This window comes from Flavobacterium anhuiense (genome assembly GCF_004151235.1).
Classification (GTDB): Bacteria; Bacteroidota; Bacteroidia; order Flavobacteriales; family Flavobacteriaceae; genus Flavobacterium; species Flavobacterium anhuiense_A.
This window is the reverse complement of the sequence record NZ_JUIV01000008.1, coordinates 90425-105726: the sequence shown is the minus strand read 5'-3', so window position 1 is coordinate 105726 and position 15302 is coordinate 90425. Positions and strand designations below refer to the sequence as shown.

The 15302-nt window shown below is 32.7% G+C and carries 12 protein-coding genes; 3 read left to right on the top strand and 9 right to left on the bottom strand.

The genetic code is table 11. From position 1 onward, the window contains the following. Window positions 1-132 precede the first annotated feature (132 nt). The 7 genes from asnB (NU08_RS11925) to NU08_RS11895 all read right to left on the bottom strand — a co-directional run bounded on the left by asnB (NU08_RS11925) (window position 133) and on the right by NU08_RS11895 (window position 11225). The gene (asnB, locus tag NU08_RS11925) at window positions 133-1746 is read right to left on the bottom strand and encodes an asparagine synthase B (protein ID WP_129747311.1); all 1614 of its coding nucleotides are present in this window, start codon (window positions 1744-1746) and stop codon (window positions 133-135) included. A gap of 312 nt (window positions 1747-2058) precedes the next feature. Beyond that, a complete protein-coding gene (asnB, locus tag NU08_RS11920) occupies window positions 2059-3735 on the bottom strand; it encodes an asparagine synthase B (protein WP_066032395.1) in 1677 nt (558 codons plus the stop codon). 403 nt (window positions 3736-4138) lie between these two features. Further along, window positions 4139-4588, bottom strand: a complete 450-nt coding sequence (locus NU08_RS11915; RefSeq protein WP_111365260.1) for a hypothetical protein — start codon at window positions 4586-4588, stop codon at window positions 4139-4141. 98 nt (window positions 4589-4686) lie between these two features. After that, window positions 4687-5217, bottom strand: a complete 531-nt coding sequence (locus NU08_RS11910; protein WP_129747310.1) for a GNAT family N-acetyltransferase — start codon at window positions 5215-5217, stop codon at window positions 4687-4689. A 133-nt stretch (window positions 5218-5350) separates the two neighbouring features. Further along, window positions 5351-7105: a TonB-dependent receptor gene (locus NU08_RS11905; protein WP_129747309.1), complete on the bottom strand. Its 1755-nt coding sequence runs from the start codon at window positions 7103-7105 to the stop codon at window positions 5351-5353. Window positions 7106-7256: 151 nt separating this feature from the next. Further along, on the bottom strand, window positions 7257-8120 hold the full coding sequence (locus NU08_RS11900) for a PhzF family phenazine biosynthesis protein (protein WP_129747308.1): 864 nt from the start codon (window positions 8118-8120) through the stop codon (window positions 7257-7259). Window positions 8121-8210: 90 nt separating this feature from the next. Next, on the bottom strand, window positions 8211-11225 hold the full coding sequence (locus tag NU08_RS11895; RefSeq protein WP_129747307.1) for a tetratricopeptide repeat protein: 3015 nt from the start codon (window positions 11223-11225) through the stop codon (window positions 8211-8213). A gap of 334 nt (window positions 11226-11559) precedes the next feature. Between NU08_RS11895 and NU08_RS11890 the strand changes: the two genes are divergently transcribed. The 3 genes from NU08_RS11890 to NU08_RS11880 are packed head-to-tail and all read left to right on the top strand — an operon-like array spanning window position 11560 to window position 14069. Further along, window positions 11560-12243, top strand: a complete 684-nt coding sequence (locus NU08_RS11890) for a cell division ATP-binding protein FtsE (protein ID WP_008462249.1) — start codon at window positions 11560-11562, stop codon at window positions 12241-12243. After that, on the top strand, window positions 12243-13127 hold the full coding sequence (locus tag NU08_RS11885) for a glycosyltransferase family 2 protein (RefSeq protein ID WP_129747306.1): 885 nt from the start codon (window positions 12243-12245) through the stop codon (window positions 13125-13127). The genes NU08_RS11890 and NU08_RS11885 overlap by 1 nt, the downstream gene beginning before the upstream one ends. A 6-nt stretch (window positions 13128-13133) precedes the next feature. Next, window positions 13134-14069 carry a glycosyltransferase family 2 protein gene (locus NU08_RS11880; RefSeq protein WP_129747305.1) on the top strand — a complete coding sequence of 312 codons (936 nt, stop codon included), beginning with the start codon at window positions 13134-13136 and terminating at the stop codon, window positions 14067-14069. Here NU08_RS11880 and NU08_RS11875 read toward each other — a convergent pair. Both NU08_RS11875 and NU08_RS11870 read right to left on the bottom strand, forming a co-directional pair. Continuing rightward, window positions 14056-14469 (bottom strand): sugar 3,4-ketoisomerase, encoded by a 414-nt coding sequence (locus NU08_RS11875; RefSeq protein WP_129747304.1) that lies wholly within the window; start codon window positions 14467-14469, stop codon window positions 14056-14058. The genes NU08_RS11880 and NU08_RS11875 overlap by 14 nt on opposite strands. Next, window positions 14456-15301, bottom strand: a complete 846-nt coding sequence (locus NU08_RS11870; protein ID WP_129747303.1) for a glycosyltransferase family 2 protein — start codon at window positions 15299-15301, stop codon at window positions 14456-14458. The genes NU08_RS11875 and NU08_RS11870 overlap by 14 nt, the downstream gene beginning before the upstream one ends. Window position 15302: the final 1 nt, after the last annotated feature.

Sequence of the window (15302 nt, the reverse complement as noted above, 5' to 3'; positions counted from 1 at the left end):
ACCGAATCAAAATTTTAAATCTGCCTATTACATTAAAATTAAAAAACCGAAACACATTTAATGCATTTCGGTTTTCTTATATCAGTTCCAATTGGAATTTGGAATTTTCAAAGTTGTTTTTTTTTTTTGCCTTTAGGCAATAACAGTAGTTTTTACAGTTTCAAAATTACCATTTAAGTGTGCAGCATTTGCCCTTCCGCTTGGATCGAGATTTTCCTGCCATTTTGGTATCCATTTTCGAACAGTTTGCGCTGCACTGACCTGCGGATAGAATTTATGGAAAATCGATCTGTATAAATACGCTTCTTTAGTCGTTGGCGAATTGTACGGAAACTCAACACTTGCTCCCGCCAATTGCTCATCTGTGACCTGCGAAGCGCAATATTCGATTAATTCGTCAACCCAACTATATCCTACACCATCAGAAAATTGCTCTTTCTGACGCCATAAAACTTCTGAAGGCAAATAAGGATCTTCTGTATCAAAAGCTTTTCTTAAAATATATTTTTCAACGCCATCATAGGTTTTAGGCTGTTTTTCTTCTGTTTTAATTCGAATCGCAACATCTAAAAATTCGGTATCCAAAAACGGAATTCGCACTTCTAGACCATTTGCCATTGTCGTTTTATCTGCACGTAGCAAATCGGCTGTAAAAAGCTTCTGTACTCGTTCTATCGTTTCATCCTGAAATTCTTCTTCTGAAGGCGCATTTCTAAAATACAAATGTCCTCCAAAAACCTCATCAGCTCCCTCGCCAGACAAGATTACTTTTATACCTTGATCAGCGATAGCTTTAGAAAGCAAATACATTGGCACACCAGATCTAACCGAAATAATATCATAAGTTTCAATATGATAAATCACTTTCTCCAACACCTTAACTCCTTCTTCTACAGAAAAATGAATTTCGTGATGTTCAGTTCCTAAAAACTCAGCTGCTTTTCTTGCTGCAACATTATCTGGAGCATCTGCATCCAATCCGATAGAAAAAGAATGCAGTTTTTCGCCTTTTCCTTTTAATAATCTTGACGTAATTGCTGAAATCAGAGAAGTATCCAAACCTCCCGACAACACAACTCCTAATGGCACTTCTGCCAATAAACGTTTGCGCGTTGCCTGAATTAAGCTTTCGCGAATTAACTCTAAATCTAGTGGCTGAGTTGCATTTTTATGGTCTTCGTATTCTGGACGATAGTATTTTACAAAACCTGTTTTTGCTGTATAATAATGTCCTGGAGGAAAAGTAGAAAACGATTTGCATTGGTCTGCAATAGATTTCATTTCTGACGCAAAATAAATTCGTCCTCTTTCATCCAAACCATAATACAAAGGTTTTACCCCAATCGGATCACGGCCAGCAATATATTTATCTCCGTCAATAACCACAAAAGCAAAATCTCCATCTAGTTTATTGCAAAAATCATATCCAAACTCTTCATACAGATGTACAATTACTTCCGAATCTGATTCTGTTCTAAAAGTATGATCCTTTAAAACTGTATTTTTAAGTTCTTGATAATTATAGATCTCTCCATCATGCACCATCCAAGCTTTATTAGTTCCTTGGATTGGCTGTCTTCCCGAATTAAGATCAATAATTGATAAACTTTCATGACAAAGAACACTGCCATTTTCCATAATATGAACATCACTTTCATCAGGACCACGATGAGACATTCTTTCTGAAAGTTCTTTTACAAGTTTCGGGTCTTTTCCTTTTCCAATTACGGCCAATAATCCAGACATAATACTTCTATTTTTATTTATTTTATATTCAGTTTTTAGGCTAACTGAACATTAAAAAATCATTAAAATTTTTCATACAAAGCAAAACTAAATATTAATTTTTGCTTTCTGCTATTAAATTCTTAAAACACAATAGCATTTAACGTTTTTTTTATGGGGTTTCAAATATATTAAAAGAAAGTTAAATAATTACAAATAACAGATTTTAGAGAGGTCTTAATTATTTAATTTAACAGTTAAGACAAAAAAACGCTCTCACAAGAGAACGTTTTTCCGCAATATATATACTAATTCTAAAAATTAAACTCTTAATTACGCTTTAACGTAAGCATCATCATGAACATTTGCTACTGCTCTTCCTGATGGATCGTTTAAGTTTTTGAAAGCTTCATCCCACTCCAAAGCAATTTTTGTACTACAAGCCACACTTGCTTCCTGAGGCACACATAATGCCGCTGCATCACTTGGGAAATGTTCTGTAAAAATTGAACGGTAGTAGTATTCTTCTTTTGAAGTTGGTGTTTGCAATGGGAATTTAAATCTCGCGTTTGCCAATTGCTCATCTGAAACTTCTCTAGCTACCACTTCTTTTAAAGTATCAATCCAGCTGTATCCTACTCCATCAGAGAATTGTTCTTTTTGTCTCCAAGCTACGCTTTCTGGAAGCATATCTTCGAAGGCTTTACGAACAACCCATTTTTCCATTGGGTGTTCTTTGTTGATCATTTTATCTTGTGGGTTAATGCGCATTGCAACATCCATAAATTCTTTATCTAAAAATGGCACTCGACCTTCAATTCCCCAAGCTGCTAAACTTTTGTTTGCACGTAAACAGTCGTACATATGAAGTTTTCCTAATTTACGAACGTTTTCCTCGTGGAATTCTTTAGCGTTTGGTGCTTTGTGGAAATATAAATATCCTCCGAAAAGCTCATCTGCACCTTCACCTGAAAGAACCATTTTGATTCCCATAGATTTGATCACTCTCGCCATTAACCACATTGGAGTCGAAGCTCTAACTGTAGTTACGTCATATGTTTCAAGGTTGTAAATTACATCACGAACCGCATCTAATCCTTCTTGGATCGTAAATTTGATTTCGTGGTGAATAGTTCCAATATGATCTGCCACTTTTCTTGCTGCTGCTAAATCTGGAGAACCTTCTAAACCAACAGAGAAAGAGTGCAATTGTGGATACCAAGCATCTGTAGTATCATCTGACTCAATTCTTTTTTGAGCAAATTTCTTAGCCACAGCCGAAGTAATAGAAGAATCTAAACCTCCAGAAAGTAAAACTCCGTAAGGAACATCACTCATTAATTGTCTGTGAACTGCAGCTTCCAATGCTTTTCTGATTTCTGGAATACTTGTTTCGTTGTCTTTTACAGCATCATATTCTGTCCAGTCTCTTTTGTACCATTGTACAAATTCACCGTCTTTACTTGACAAATAATGTCCTGGAGGAAATAATTCGATTTTTGTACAATATCCTTCTAATGCTTTTAATTCAGAAGCCACATAAAAAGTTCCGTGCTGATCCCAACCAATATACAATGGAATAATTCCCATATGGTCACGAGCAACGAAATACTCGTCTTTATCTACATCGTAGATTGCAAATCCGAAGATTCCGTTTAATTCATCAACGAAGTTTACTCCTTTTTCTTTATATAAAGCCAAAATAACTTCACAGTCACTTTCAGTTTGAAAGTTATATTTACCAGCAAATTGTTTACGAAGATCTCTGTGGTTGTAGATTTCACCATTTGCAGCCAAAACCAATTTTTTATCTTCTGTAAATAAAGGTTGTTTTCCTGACGCTGGATCTACAATTGCCAAACGCTCGTGAGAAAGAATTGCTTTATCATTACTGAAAATTCCGCTCCAGTCTGGTCCACGATGACGAATGATTTTTGACATTTCTAATACTTGAGGTCTTAAAGCTTCGGCTTTTTGTTTAAGATCAAAGGCACATACAATTCCGCACATAATTTTATATTTTTATTTTGTAAATTTTAATTTGACAAGGCAAAGATGGAGTATTAGTTACAATTGCAAAACACAAACATCGATTTCAATTACAATTTAAAACCATAATTTGATTTTTACATATAAAATGTAAAATTTAGAAGTGAAAATAAGCTCAAAACTTAAAAATTTTAATTTTGACTATAAAACTGGTTAAAAATTGAAACTTTAAATCGGTTTTTTGAATTAATTTTTGAGTTATTCTGTTACAAATGAAAGATTCGTAAAGATGAGAAGAAAAGTTGTGCTGGAATTGTATTTTAAGCAAGAACACAGTGTTTGTCATTCTGAGGAACGAAGAATGACAAGATTGGATAAGATGGTTACGTATTGAACTTTGTCAAAGTTGATAGTGAAAAAAGACTTATTCAACACTTTGAATAGTATAATGCGTCTTATTTATTTCAAATTGAAATCCTGCTTTATTTCCCATTAAATGATTTCCCAAAGGAGATTGCGGAGAAAGCGCAATGACATTGATTCCGTCAATTGCTATTTTTGGAAGTGCAACACTTACATACAAATAGATTCCGTTTGCTTTTACCAGACTTCCTAAAACAATATTTTCTGTCGTTTTAAGCGGATCTATTTTATCTAAAATTGCTTTTTGCTCAAGGGCTTCCTTTAATTTATTCGTTAGTTTTTCTTGTTCAATATGCATCATCGACAAAGCCGTTTCGTGTTTATCACCAGCTGAACCTTTTGCATCGTTTTTCGAATCTTCGGTCAAGCCTGAAATCATGTCTTTAAAAACATCAATTCTGTCTTGAACCATTTGAGTATAGTGAGAATATATTTTTTCTTTGAAAGTCATTTTTTTTTAAAGGTACTGAGGTTCTGAGGTGCAAAGGTGCAAAGTTTTTTTTGTTTTGCCACAAAGGCACGAAGGCACTAAGAATGATTTTTCAAATTTTATTCGAAAAAAGCTTTTGGATAAACCACTTCTCCATTTACATCTTTTAAACCATCTTCTGTTAACGCTATCACCATACAGTTTTCAGCTGGAACATCAAACGGCATTTTGATATTGAATTTTTCACAAAGTTCATATCCAAACCTTGGATAATAATCTTGATGTCCTAATAAAATAACAGATTTATAACCTAGACTTTTTGCCATTTCATGTCCTTGTAAAATAAGTTTAGAGCGGATTCCTTTTCCTTGAAATTCTGGTAAAACCGAAACTGGAGCGAGCGCTAATGACGGAAAGATTTGAGATTCATTTTTTATCTGCAGTTTGGTAAATAAAATATGGCCAACAATTTCATTATCAATTTCTGCAACAATAGACAATTCTGGAATAAAAGCATCAGAATTTCTCAGTCTTTCCACCAAAAACTGTTCTTTATGATCGCTATATTCTTCCTTTTCAAAAGCTTTTTCTATTAATTGAAAAACACTTTCAAAATCATTTTTATTTTCTTGACGTAATGTAATTTCCATTTTATAAAATTAAAAAAAACAGCCACGAATTCACGAATCTACTCCAAAAAATTCATGAGCTCATGGCTGAAAAAAAAAAGGCACATTCATTTAAAATGTTTTAGTGCCCTGGTATCTTTATGGCAAAGATGTCTTAAAAATCAAATTTATAATTTGCGCCTCCTAAAACTTGGAATCCTTGTACAGGATAATTCAACCATTTTTCGTAAGCTTGATTTCCAATATTATTCAATTTCAAGAAAAACGTCAAACGTTCGCTAAATTTATATCCAACATGAGCATTAGCATCAAAATAGCTTTTTAAAGTAATTGGCGTAGCATCAATTCCTAAAGAAGTGTTTGTCTGCATATCTTTTCTTTCTCCCACATAAAACACATTCAATCCTGCGTACCATTGCTTAGTAATATTAACGTCTAAAGTCGAACTTAATTTCATTGTTGGTAAATTCCAAGCTTCAACTGCATTGTCTGTATTATAACTATTAAAAGTTCCGTTGATTCCGAAAGTTACATTTTGAGAGAAATCGGCTTTTAATTCTCCGTAGAAACGGAATGTTCTAATATCTTCATACACTACTCCAAATGAGTTTCCGAAAGCATAATCTTCATTTGTGATTACTTCTGTATAATCATTTGCTTTAAACAAAGCTTTGTCTTTTTCATTTAAATAAGAAGCTGTCAAATTATAATTTACATTGTTTGCCAATTTTCCTTTCAAACCTGCAAACACATTATATTGTGTGCTTGATGGACGCATGTTTAAAGTCGGAGACAAAAACGGATTTTCGGTCACAAAATCAGCATAAGAATTCTGATTTAAAGCTCCATTTACTCCAGTATAGAAAATCATCAAATCGCCAACCAGTCTATAAGACGCATTTACTTTTGGATAAAAGTAAAATTTATTGCCACTGTTTTCAGAATCTGCACTATAATAAATTCCAGCTCCTAGTTCTAATGTCCATTCATTTTCATTGATTACAAAACTTGGTTCGATTCCAACATTTGTAAAACTATATTTTAAAGCTTCTGTATTATCTTGGAAATAATTGTTTTTGAAAGAACCGCTTACATGATCTACAATTACATTGGTTTTAATTGCCTGATCCATTACATCAACTGTAAAAGTAGGCTTTACATAAAATCTGTTTTCTGACGAAGAATAACTGTCTGAAAAATGAGTGAATTTTGCCGAAAGCTTACTGAAAATACTTTCTGCAAATTCGGCATTTCCGCCAACCCACATGGTATTATAAGAATGATCCGGATTAATGCTGTTTACCAAATCATAACGCTGGTCTGGAATTGTCGAACCAAAATCTGATGGAAGTCCGTACCAGTTGTAAATTTGGTTTTGATATCCTAAATCTACTCCCCAAGTATTGTCTCTATTGTTTTGTCCGTAACCTACATTTATAGATGTATCGTAAAATTCATCATTCAATTCTACATCTTTAATTCCGCCTTGAGAAGAGTGATGGCGAAACATTCCTGCCACATAATCATTATTGCCTAAATCTTGGTTTACGAATAATTCACCGTTTAAAGTACTGTAATTTCCAAGCCCTATAGTTGCGTAATTATTAAACAGTTTTTCTCTTTTAGCTTTTTCGACACCTTCTGCTTTTCCCTTAGAAGGCGTAAAAGTTGAAGCAACAGGAACAGACAAAATACTATATTTAATCACTTCTTTTGGCTGATTTCCACTATCGTCAAGCGAAGGAGTCTCTTTTACCTTAAAAGCATCTGAAATAGTCGGCGAATATGGTTTTACAACATTTACTGTCTCGGTTCCGATGCTTTCGTTTTTCTTTACCTGTGCAAACGAAAACTGAGCAGCAAATAATACTAACAAAATGATGATTTTATGTCGGCAGTTTAATTTCATGTTTCTTTTATTTGAGAGTATAGAGAAAAGATGATAGAATATAGACCTTTGCTATATCTCAATTCTTTTACTCAAACTCTTTGTTCTATTTTCTATATTCTATTTTCTTTTTTCGTAAATCTAAAATCTACATTCTAAAATCTAAAATCAATTACGCTTCCCACTCGCCTTTGGCAACAAATTGAGCTTTTCCTCCTATTCTAATATCAAACAGATCTCCGCTAAGTTTTCCATTAAAATAAATTTCAGATGGACGACCAATATAATCTCCCTGATGGTTTGTCACTTCAATTTGTGGGGAATGATATTTTAAAAGATAGGCCTGCAGACAAGTACTTGCGCTTCCTGTTGCTGCATCTTCAACCAATTGATTATTTTCTACACATAACATTCTAGTTGCCAGCTTCGAATCTTCAAAACTATAAAAATACAGCCCTCTGTGATCTGTTTTACAATGCTGTTTTAACCATTTATCGGTTTTATCTTTATCTAAAACCAAATTCTCCAAAGCTCTCTTGCTGTTTAACGGAACAATTACAAATGCACTTCCCGTAGTCACTTCTTGTATTAGATATTGATTATCAAAATCATCAATTGTCAAGTTGCTGAAAGACGGAAAATCTTCTTTTGCAAAAACATCCCAAAACTTTGGCTGAGCCGCTTTCAACCAAATCAAATCTTCGGTTTTATTGATTGCAATTGGCCCAATCGGAACTTCTAATTTTATTTCGTTAGGCGAGTTTTCAAAAATCTTATTCATCAAGACCCAAGAAGTCCCAATGATAGGATGACCTGCAAATTGCATTTCATGCGCAGGAGTAAAAATTCTTATTTCTGCTTTATTGTTTTCTTTGTCCAGTTTCGTTACAAATGTACTTTCCGCAAAATTAATCTCACGCGCAATCTGCTGCATTTCTTTCGAACTTAAATTCTCAGCATCTAAAAAAACCGCCAACTGATTTCCAGCATATTTCTTATCAGCAAAAACATCAACTATGTAAAAAGGTAAACTCATTTCTTTCTTTTTTTTTAAAGAATAGAGACAAGAAGCAAGAGAAAAGACTTTTCATTGAAATCTTGCTTCTTTGCTCTTTCTTCTATTTTTCTATCTATTAATCGACGAATTTGTTTTTGACTCTTCCGCTTTAATAGCTCCTAATTCTTTTTTCGCTTCTTCGACAACATCTGGATAATCTGTAAAATTATTGATTACGTTATCCAAAATATATGTCGCCTGATAACTGTCTTTTAATCCGTAGAAGTTTTTCGCCATTAACACTAAGCCTTTTGCTCCATAATATTTATAAGCCGAATAGCTTTTTGCCAGTTTTTGAACCGCAGTATTAGAAGCATCATATTTTCCTTCCTTCGTTTTAAAGTATGCATCATAATACAAAGCTTCTGCAGCTAATTCTCCTTTTGAAGTTGTCATTAATTTAGCGTACGCTGTTTTAGCTTTATCTTCATTTCCTGTTTGAATCGCCGCTCTTGCTACAATGATTTGAGCATTGGCTTTTACTCCAGCATCTGATTTTGGGTTTTCTAAAACTTTCTCTGCAGCAGTAACCGAATTGTCATAATCTTTTTTGTCATAATAACATTTCATTAGGTTTGCTTGCGCAAAAGTTTTGTTCTGCGGATAGTCTGCTTCGCTTTCTAGACGTTTTAAAACTGGAATCGCTTTATCACAATCTTTTGCTTTTAAGTAAATCTGAGCCAATCTATTTAAAGCCTGCTCTGTAAATTCATTTCTAGGCTGATCTATTACATATTGATAATTTGATGCTGATTTTGTTTCAGAACCATCAGCATAATACAGTTGTGCTAAATAGAAGTTAGCCTCTAAAGCGTGTAATCCAGCTGGGAATTTGCTCACATAGCTGCCAAAACCTGTAATTGCCGCTTTGCTATTATTTTGACTATATTGTTTGAAAGCAGCATCGTAAGTATCATTGTCTAATTCAGCATCTGAAACCTCAACAAAATCTAAAGTACGAACCCAAGTTGCATATTCGTCTACTTTTCCAGAATCAACATAAATTAATCTTGCGGTTGCTACTGCCTCTAAAGCCTCTGGAGTTTTCGGAAATTCTGCAGCAACTTTTTTAAATTTCGTTAAAGCCTGCTGATCGCGATCGGAGTTGTAATAAATCAAACCTTGTTTTAAAATTGCTTTTGAAGTAAAAGATCCGTTTTGGAATTCTGAAATCAATTGATCATACGTTTTCAAAGCCTGATCGTTTTTCTTTTCGGCAACGTAAGTATTTCCTAATTCAAACAAAGCATCATCTCTGTAAGACGATTTTTTGTACATCTGAAGGAAGTTATTCAATTCATCCACTTTCTTCGTATTATTTGACATAAATCCGTAAGAAAGTGCTTTTTGGAATTGCGCATAATCAGCATCTACACCTTTTGCAGCGATTGCTTTTGCGTATGCCTCGTTAGCAGCACTATATTTTGAAGTCACGAAACGACAATCTCCTAAACGCAGATAAGAATCGTTTAAACGAACTTTGTCTGAAGGCGAATTATCGATTTGAGCCTGAAAAGAATTCGCCGCCTGATCATATTCTTTCAGCTTAAAATACGTGTAACCAATATTGTAATTGATATTTTTATATTCGTCTGTAGATTTTGCAGCAGCCATTCCAGCAAACTGTTTGTAAGTCAGTAAAGCATTTTGCATATCATCATTCAGATATTCTGTTTCTGCTTTCCAGAAAGTGGCACGTGCTGTAAACTCAGGTGTTTTTTGTTCGCTGATCGCACTTTTGAACATTTTACCCGCTTCTTGGTAATTATTTTCGTTGTACAATTCCAATCCACGATAGAAAAGCACTTTTTGATACGCAGCTTTGTTTTCAGCAGATCTATTTTTTTCTAATAAAACTAAAGCTTCTTTGTAATTTTTAGAAGAAATATAAGAATCAACCAAAAGTTTTTCTACTTCTGCACGGCTTGAATTATTTGGATATTTTTTAAGGAAATCTAATAAAATACCTGGAACGGCTTGATAAGCATTTCCAATATCGTAACTTAATTTAGCATAATTTAAAGCAGCATCTTCTTGAATTTGTGCATTGAAATCCATTTCAGAAGCATTCTTAAAAGCATTTAAAGCTTCCTGCTTTTTACCTGTATTTAAATAGCTTAAACCTAAATGGTAATAAGCATTCTGAGCAACGAAATCTTTTCCTTCAATAATTTTATTGAATTGCGAAATTGCTTTTTCGTAGTCTTTCTGCTCATAATACGCATATCCTAACTGATAAAAATCGGTATTATTCCATTTTCCTTTTTTACCAGCATATTTTTCCAAATACGGAATTGCTTTTCCATATTGTTTTAGGTTGAAATAACTTTCTCCAATAATTTTATTCAGTTCCGATTTTTCAATATCGTTAGATTTATTCATGGCTACCAATCCTAAATCAATCGCTTTTTGGAAATTTCCTAATTTGAAATTCATATCGGCTTGATAATACGATAACTTTTCTTTGTATTTTTCTTCGCCAGAAACCTCATCAAAATATTTAGTCGCCTCTTTGTAATCGTCGCCTTCATAAGCCATAAAACCTAAATAATATTTGGCCTGAGAACCATATTCTTTAGAATTGACAACTTTATTAAAATAATTGGTGGCTTCTTTTTTCTTTTTAGCATTAAAATAACTGTAGCCTTTCATGAAGTTAAACTTGTCAGACTCAGCTTTGCTCATGTAACTTTCATCAACTTTGTCAAACCACTGTAAAGCTTTTGGATAATTTCCTTGCTCAAAGAAAAACTGTGCAGCTTCAATATAAGCTTGATTTTGTTTAGTACTTGTTGGATAGTCGTTAACAAAATTTTCTACCAAAGCATCAGCATTTGCTTTATTGGTTCTTATCGCACAATTAGCAATATAAAAAGCACAATCTGATTGAACTTCTTCGTTAGTCGCATTATATTTTACTTTTTCAAAAATCAATTGAGCCGAAGCGTATTGTTTATCGTTATATAAAGCCAGTGCTTTGTCAAAATCCTTTAATTCGTAAGTATAAATAGCCGATTTTTGTGCCGTAGCTATAGTCGAAGCAAGGATCATTTGGAATAAAAAGAACCTGGAAAGTTTACGCATTTTAATAATATTTAGTATTCAAATGTATCATTTTATAAGGGTTATAACGAAACGTTTTGAGGTTTTATTATGAACAAATTATCAAACCGATGCTGTTTTACGCTTTCTGAAAGTTCAAATTATTGGTTCTCAAACTTTCCAAAACAAATAATTTTAAGCCATTTAAGTTATTATAAGCAAGAACCTTTACATATGCGACACTAAATCGCTCTTACATTGCTTATATGGTTATTTTGCTTCTTGCCTTTTTTAGCAATTTTATTCAGAAATCAGTCAAATTTATTTTGAATACAAGCGTTATCTTATTACTTTTACCATTCAAACCAATTTTATTATGTCACAAACCGTACTGTCTCTTAAAGAAGTCACTATATATCAAGAAGGAAGGAAAATTATATCTCACATTAATTTAGATGTTAAGCATGGTGAGTTTATCTACATTATCGGGAAAACAGGTTCTGGGAAAAGTAGTTTCCTAAAAACTTTATATGCTGATTTACCGCTAATTGAAGGTGAAGGACATATTGTTGAATTTGATTTGGCAACTTTAAAAGAAAACGATATTCCGTACTTGAGACGTAAAATCGGAATTGTATTTCAGGATTTCAAACTGCTTCCAGACCGTTCTATAAAAGACAATATGCTTTTTGTTTTGAGAGCTACAGGATGGGTTGAAAAAGAAGCCATGCAGCACAAAATTGATGAAGTGTTGGATAAAGTAGGCATGAAAGATTTTGTAAACAAAATGCCTCATCAGCTTTCTGGAGGAGAACAGCAGCGTGTTGCAATTGCAAGAGCATTGCTTAACGACCCAGAGTTTATTTTGGCAGACGAACCAACAGGAAACCTTGATCCGCAAACGAGTTCTGAAGTATTGGAAGTCCTAAAAGCAATCAACGCCGCAGGTAAAACCGTTATCATGGCAACTCACGATTATGCTTTATTGATGAAATTCCCATCTAAAACATTAAAATGTGAAGATGAAAGAATCTTCGAAGTAGTGCAAAGAAGCGTGTAATGCTTTCCATTTTAATTCCGGTTTACAATTATGATGTTTTACCGCTTGTAAGCGAATTAGTAAAGCAATGCAATTCTTGCGGAATTATTTTTGAAATCATTGTTCAGGATGATGCTAGCAATAAATTTATTGACGAAAACAATCAAATAAATTCTTTAGAAAACTGCTTTTTTTCCATTAATAAAGAAAATTTAGGAAGAGGCAGAAACATCAACTCATTATGCTCTAAATCAAAATATAATTATGTTTTGATTATGGAGGCTGATGCCTTTCCAGAAAGTAAATCATATCTCAACAATTATATTGATTTGTTATCAAAAACGCCAGATGTAATTTTTGGAGGCGTTAAATACCCTGACAATATTCCTCCTAAAGAAAAAATACTTCGATGGAAATATGGCAGAAAAAGAGAAATTAAATCTTTGAGTCAAAGACTTAAAAACAAGTATGATTTTGTTTTTACTTGGAATTTACTTTTAAAAAGGGAAATTCTTCTGCAATATCCTTTTCCTGAATTCATAAATGAATATGGTTATGAAGACCTTGTTTTTATAAAGAAGCTGCAGTTAAATTCAGTTCCTGTTATTCACATTGAAAATTCACTAATTCATTTCAATCATGAAAATAGTGTAGACTTTATAAATAAAACCGAAAAGGCCGTTAGAAATCTTTACAACTTAATTTCCTCTGGAAAAATTGATTCAGAAGACGCTAAGCTAACTAAGGTTTATGTAATTTTAAAAAAACTTCATTTAACTGGAGTTTTAAAATCAATTTATAATAGAAGTAAAAAACAGATACTTCATAATTTAACTTCAAAAAATCCTAATTTATATGTATTAGATTTTTATAAACTGGGTTATTATTGTGATTTAAAACAATAAATAGTTATGGCTTTTTTTTCCGTTGTCATTCCTTTATTCAATAAGGCAAATCATGTCGAAAACACAATTAAAAGTATTCTAAGTCAGACTTTTATTGATTATGAAATCATTGTGATAAATGATGGATCGACTGACAATGGCGAAGCTTTAGTACGCGGTTTTAATGATGACAGAATACAAGTTTACAATCAAGAAAATCAAGGCGTTTCAGTTGCACGAAATCTCGGGATAAAAAAATCAAAAGGGAAATTGATTGCATTTATGGATGCAGACGATTTTTGGTTTCCGGATCATTTACAGGAATTAGCCAATTTATATTATGATTTTCCTGAGTGTGGCATTTATTGTTCACGCCACAAAATCAGAATTTCAAAAAAACACTTTCAAATTCCTGTTTATAATGGAATTGATCAATTATTTAGAGGAATTGTTCCTGATTATTTTTTCTCGAACAAACCTTTTAGAATCACATGGACTTCATCTCTGGCAATTCCAAAAGAAATATTACAAAAATTTGAAGGATTTACGCCAGGAGTTACAAATGGCCAAGATTTAGAGTTATGGACTAAAATTGGCATAGAACATACTGTTGCTCTCACAAATAAAACAACAGCTATTTACAATTTCAACATTCCAAATAGTATTACTAAAAATCACGTAAACTCAATGAAGCTGATGGATTTTGAACAGTTCAAACAATCTGAAAAAGAAAATTCGTCACTCAAAAATTTTCTAGATTTATACAGAATCGAATACGGTCTGCGGTATTATATTTTTGGAAATAAGGAAAAAGCGAACTTTTATCTAAAAGATGTTGCCCCACAAAATATTAGTTTAAAAATTCAGCTTTTATTAAAAATGCCTTCTGTTTTTCTGCGCATATTTTTAAAATCAAAAAACACTCTAAAAAGAATTGGGTTTGATTTTTCTATCTATGATTAGCATATTTTACAAATTCATCAAAATCCCGAATATAATCTTCTTCGATATAGACTTCTGAAGCCACAACCAGACAAATAGAACCTGAAGAAAAGTTTCTCAATTCCCGCCAAATTCCAGATTTAATCAAGAGACCTTCGTATGGTTTATTTAAGGTAATAATTGTTTCCTCTTTTCCATCATTTATAACCACATCAAAACTACCGCTTAAAGCTACTAGAAACTGTTGCAAATCTTTATGCGCATGTCCTCCTCGCTCCGATCCCGTTGGAACATCATATAAATAATAAACCCTCTTTATATCAAAAGGAATAGTATCATTTTCAATTACAGATAAATTTCCTCTTCGCTCCTCAATTTTAGGGATTGGGATAATTTGAATTCCATTATTATTTATTTCCATTTTGAATTTGTTCAAATTTTATATGTCCTTTTTTTGCACTTTCTAAAACAGTCTTTATGTTTTCAAATTTTATTTTTTTCTGTTTTAAATCAAAAAACAGTTTGAGATACAGCCAGAAAATATATTTCGTCTTAAACATTCTCGAAAACAGAGCGCCTTGTATGTAATATTTATCAACCAGACTTTTCTTTTCTGAAGAAGTCTGATTTTCATGAATCACAATTAACTGAGGTTCAAATACAAGCTGTTTCTGGTTTGCTTTCAAATCTGATAAAAAAATGGCTTCTTCACCCATTTCGAAAACTGCGCCTAAACCAAAGTTTTCATCAAATCGTATTTTAGTTTCGTCAATACGCTTTTTATTTAAAGTCATTTCTATTGAACTTGTATTCAGTATATCGAAAATACTCAAATTAGTTTTAGTGCAAGAAGGATATTTTTTAATTACATCTCCGTTAGAATTTATCATTGAAAAATTTATTACTGCAGCTTTAGGAAATCTATTATAAGCATCGACTATTTTGGCGGTAAATCCTTCTTGATATACAACATCATCATCAGCAACGACTAGAATTTTTCCGATAGCATTTTCAAAAGCTAAATTTCGGCTTTTTGCCAGACCTTTTTCGAAGGAATTTATAACTCTTATATTAGAAAAATCTGAAGTTAAAATTTTCTCTTTTTGGGTTTGATTTACAATTAAAATTGAAAAATTAGAAAAATGCGAATAAGGAAACATAGGAATCAAAAAATCTAATGAATCTCGATTCATTGTAGAAATTAAAATTTCGATGTCATCTTCTTCAAAAAAGCTATTTGCCTCATTTTTCATA